The sequence below is a fragment of the Mucilaginibacter sp. genome (genome assembly GCF_039207105.1).
In the GTDB taxonomy this organism is placed as follows: Bacteria; Bacteroidota; Bacteroidia; order Sphingobacteriales; family Sphingobacteriaceae; genus Mucilaginibacter.
In genome coordinates this window covers 1-4,468 of record NZ_JBCECK010000036.1, presented here as the reverse complement: position 1 = coordinate 4,468, position 4,468 = coordinate 1, and the positions used below count along the sequence as shown (strand labels likewise).

The window sequence follows — 4,468 nt, the reverse complement described above, 5'->3', positions numbered from 1 at the left end:
AAGCGGCGGAACAATGCTTTCCGGCACTGCTAACTTTGTAACTCCGGCTTTAAATGCTACAACCACCTACTATGTACAAACTGTGATAAATGGCTGTACAAGTGCTCGTACGCCCGTTATCGTTACTGTAAATCAACTGGCACCTCCACCCTCTGTTACAGGAACAACCGTTTGTTCCGGCATGCCGGCCACATTAAACGCCAGTGCAGCACCGGGAAGTACGCTTAACTGGTATAGTACCCCCACAGGGGGCGAGCCGGTGTTTACGGGGTCTACCTTAAATATACCCGCCCTGTCTCAAACTACTACCTATTATGTACAAAATATAACAGCTCCTTGCAATAGTGTCCGTGTGCCGGTTACTGCAACTGTTAGCGCTCCGGATAATATTAGTTTCCAATATCCTTCAGGTACTTTCAGTACATCTGGTACCAATCCTATACCTATAATAAGAAGTCATACTGAAGTTGAATTCAGCGCTAAACCAAATGGCTTGGTTTTTGTAAACACCAGCACTGGAGAAATAGATCTTCATAATTCTCGTCCTGGAAAGTATACCATTACTATGACCAGCAAAGGACCGTGCGGTGGTACTTATAACGCCAACGTGATGATCAATGACAACCCAAGTCCTGATTTTAGTTTTAATCATGCTTATTGTCAGGACGGGATAAATCCATTTCCTTTTTTTGTTCTTGGAGCGAGTGCAGGTTTTCTAAGCGCTACGCCATCAGGACTCGTTTTTGTTAACAATAGTACCGGTGAAATAAATCTGAGTGCAAGCACTCCGGGTACATACCTCATCACTAATACCATCAACATTGGAGCCGGCACAGAGCCACTGACGGATACGGCCACTGTGAGGATTGATAAACCCGTTAACGTAAATGCAGGCCCGGATCAATTTGTCCCGGCAGGTACACCGGTGAATTTATCCGGACATGTCGGCGGTGTTCCCGGTGGTAAATGGTCAAGCGCTTCCGGTTCTTTTGCCGATGAGAATTCATTATCAACGGTATACACTCCGGCACCGGGAGAACAAACTGCCATACTAAAGCTTACTTCCGACAATCCGGCTAATGCCTGCGGGCCAAGATCAGATGAGGTTGTTATCCACTTTGTGCCAGCTCCGGCAGCTCCCACAGCCTCTGGGGTATCAATTTGTTTGGGTAGCGAAGCAACGCTTAACGCTACAGCACCCGGAGGTACATACAGTTGGTATGACGCTGCTACCGGTGGTAACTTACTAAGTACCGGCGCAAGTTATACCACTTTACCGCTCACTGTGAACACTACTTACTACGTAGAAACCAAAGTTGGCGGGCAAACCAGTAGCAGAACGGCTGTGCAGGTAACCGTGAATCCTGAACCTACGGCTCCCGTTGCTCCCGGACTTAATGTATGTAAAGGGCAGATGGCTCATCTTACAGCCAGCGGTTCTACCGGCACTTACAGATGGTATGATGCAGCCTTTGGCGGAAACCTCCTATCCTTAAATGACACTTACGAAACTACAGCATTAAATTCGCCGGCAACATATTATGTAGAAGCGGTAATTCAGGACTGTGTTAGTCCGAGAACGCGTGTTGATGTAGGTATTAATCCATTGCCCAGCATTACCAGCCCTGAAAATGGAACGATCTGTAGCGGCAACCCACTCAATTATTCAATAACCGCTGATGTTGCCACGGCCACTTTTTCCTGGAGCAGAATCGCTGTAGAAGGTATTAGCAACCCGGCGGTAACTAACCAAACCACAGCTTCAATTGGTGAAACATTAATCAATACTACAGGCAGTGCTATTGATGTAAGCTATCTTATCACTCCTTTTAATGGTGATTGCGCCGGTCAGGTATTTACTTATGTAGTTAGGGTTTTTCCTACACCGGTAATGACCAGCCCTGCGGCAAGAACTATATGCAATATGACCAGCAGTAATTATTCTGTAAGTTTCAGCGTTCCGGGAACAAGTTTTAACTGGAGCAGGGCTGCTGTGGCAGGCATCAGCAATGCTCCGGTTTCCGGGCAGGCGGCCAGTACCATCCGGGAAGTGCTGTTTAATACAACGAATGCTCCTGTAGATGTTACTTACGTATTCAATTATCAAACGGCCAATTGTCAGGGTCTTCCTACCCAGTTGGTTGTAACAGTAAATCCAACAGTAAACATCATTAGTCAGACAAGAGGTAACATCTGCAGCGGAACACCTCAGGATTACACCATTCAATCAAACGTACCATCCGCCACTTTTAGTTGGCAGCGAGCGGCTGTAGCTAATATCAGCAATGCTGCAGTAACCGACCAATCAGGTTCCAGGATTGACGAAACACTGGTCAATACGAGCGGAAACACCGTATTTGTAGCCTATATCATCACACCCTCGGCTTTCGGTTGCCAGGGTACACCTATTGCCTATTTTGTATCTGTAGGTCCGCAACCCTTAACTCCAATAGCCAATAGTAATTCACCGGTTTGTAACGGGAATACAGTACAATTACGTACAGCGCCGGTTCAAAATGCCAGCTATCTCTGGACAGGACCAAACGGATACAGCTCTAACCTGCAAAATCCGGATATTAAGAACGTGACCGCAGCAGCCTCTGGTGTTTACAGCTTGTATGTAACCGTAAACGGATGTACCAGTGTGGCAGGTACTACCACGGTTGTTATTAATGAACCGCCAAGTGCTGATGCCGGGCCCGACCAGTTGGTTTGTATCTCAGCCTCTGGTATCCAGTTAGCTGGAAAGATAACCGGAGGGACAACAACAGGCATATGGAAAAGTAGTGGTAGTGGTACCTTTTCGCCGGCAAGTAACGTACTAAATGCCACCTACATTCCATCAGCCCAGGATAGAAACAAGGGTGATGTTACATTAACCTTGACCTCTACCAGTAAGGACGACTGCACTATAGCTACATCAGATATGCAGATTGTTTTTGGGCTATCGCCCGCAGCGGATGCAGGTGCTGATATAAAAGTCTGCGCGCAGGATCCGGCCGTTCCACTCAATGGCAAACTCCTGGTTACAGGTGGAGCAAGATGGAGCACATCCGGAAGCGGAAGTTTCAGCCCATCTGCTAATCAATTAGATGCTAATTATATACCAAGCCCACAAGACGTCACCACTGGCTCCGTAACCTTAACCTTATTAGCAACCGATGCCGACCCAATTTGCTATGAACCAACAGACCAATTGCAGGTCAGTTTTATTCCGCCGCCTACAGTTAATGCCGGAAATATCAGATATGTACTTAAAGACCGCGAGATTACGCTGAATCCTGTGATTAGTGATTCAAACGTGCAGTATTTATGGTCGCCCAGTACAGGCCTCAGCAGTACCACCATAAAAAACCCCGTAGTTACGGGTGATGTAGACCGAACCTATATCCTTCAGGTAACCGATAGTCGTGGATGTATAAGCCGGGATGCCGTATTCATCAAAGTATCACCGGAACTTACTGTCCCTAATACATTTACGCCTAATGGCGATGGGATCAATGATTTCTGGGAAATAAAGGGTTTAATCGCCTATCAGGAAGCTGTGATCGATATTTTCAACCGTTACGGTACAAAATTATATCATAGCATTGGATACAATATCCCCTGGGATGGAACTTATAATGGCCAGGCATTATCGCCAGGTACTTACTACTATATTATCAACACTAAAGTTAATAATCAGGTTCTTTCCGGGCCTGTTACTATAATAAAATAACATCCCATGTTAAAAGCCTGCAAAATATTATATCTTATTATCCTTGTGGCATTGAGCCAATTTTGCCTGGCTCAGCAAAAGCCGCAATATACCCAGTACGTTTTTAATAATTATTTATTAAATCCGGCTTTATCAGGCATTGAAAATTACACAGATGTAAAGGCCGGATACCGCAGCCAATGGACTGGATTAGAAGGGGCTCCGGTTACCGGCTACCTCACCATCAATGCCCCGATCGGGAAAAACTTTGTTCAGGGCGATGCCACCGCTTTTCCAGCCGGTGGAGGGGTTAATCCCTCCAGCAGGCTATACACTCAACAGTACCAGGCCGCTGAACCTCATCATGGTATTGGCTTAACCATTGTTTCAGATAAAACCGGCCCTATATCACAAACCACTATCGATGCAACTTATGCTTATCACCTGGGATTAACTTCAAGGCTTAATTTGGCTGTTGGCGTAGCGGGAGGTTTCAGCCATAATGTCCTTAACCTTTCGCAGATCACTTTAGTAAACCCGCTGGACCCCGTATTTTATAACCTTGATAATAATCAATGGAAACCGGATCTGGGATTTGGCGTTTGGGCCTATGCCTCTGATTATTTTGTTGGCTTTTCGGTTCAGCAACTCCTTCCTCAAAATCTGTTCGTTACCACTAAAGACAATGCCTACTTAAACAAAACGGTGCCCCATTACTTTTTAACCGGCGGCTTTAAAGTGTTTTTAAATGACGATATGACCCTGTTGCCA

At 45.9% G+C, this 4,468-nt stretch carries 2 protein-coding genes; both read left to right on the top strand.

From position 1 onward, the window contains the following. Window positions 1-3,718: PKD-like domain-containing protein (locus AAGC65_RS09825; protein WP_343112269.1), on the top strand; the 3,718-nt coding region annotated here is incomplete at its 5' end. A 6-nt stretch (window positions 3,719-3,724) separates the two neighbouring features. Then, window positions 3,725-4,468, top strand: a 744-nt coding sequence (locus AAGC65_RS09820) for a PorP/SprF family type IX secretion system membrane protein (protein ID WP_343112268.1), incomplete at its 3' end; no start/stop codon positions are given.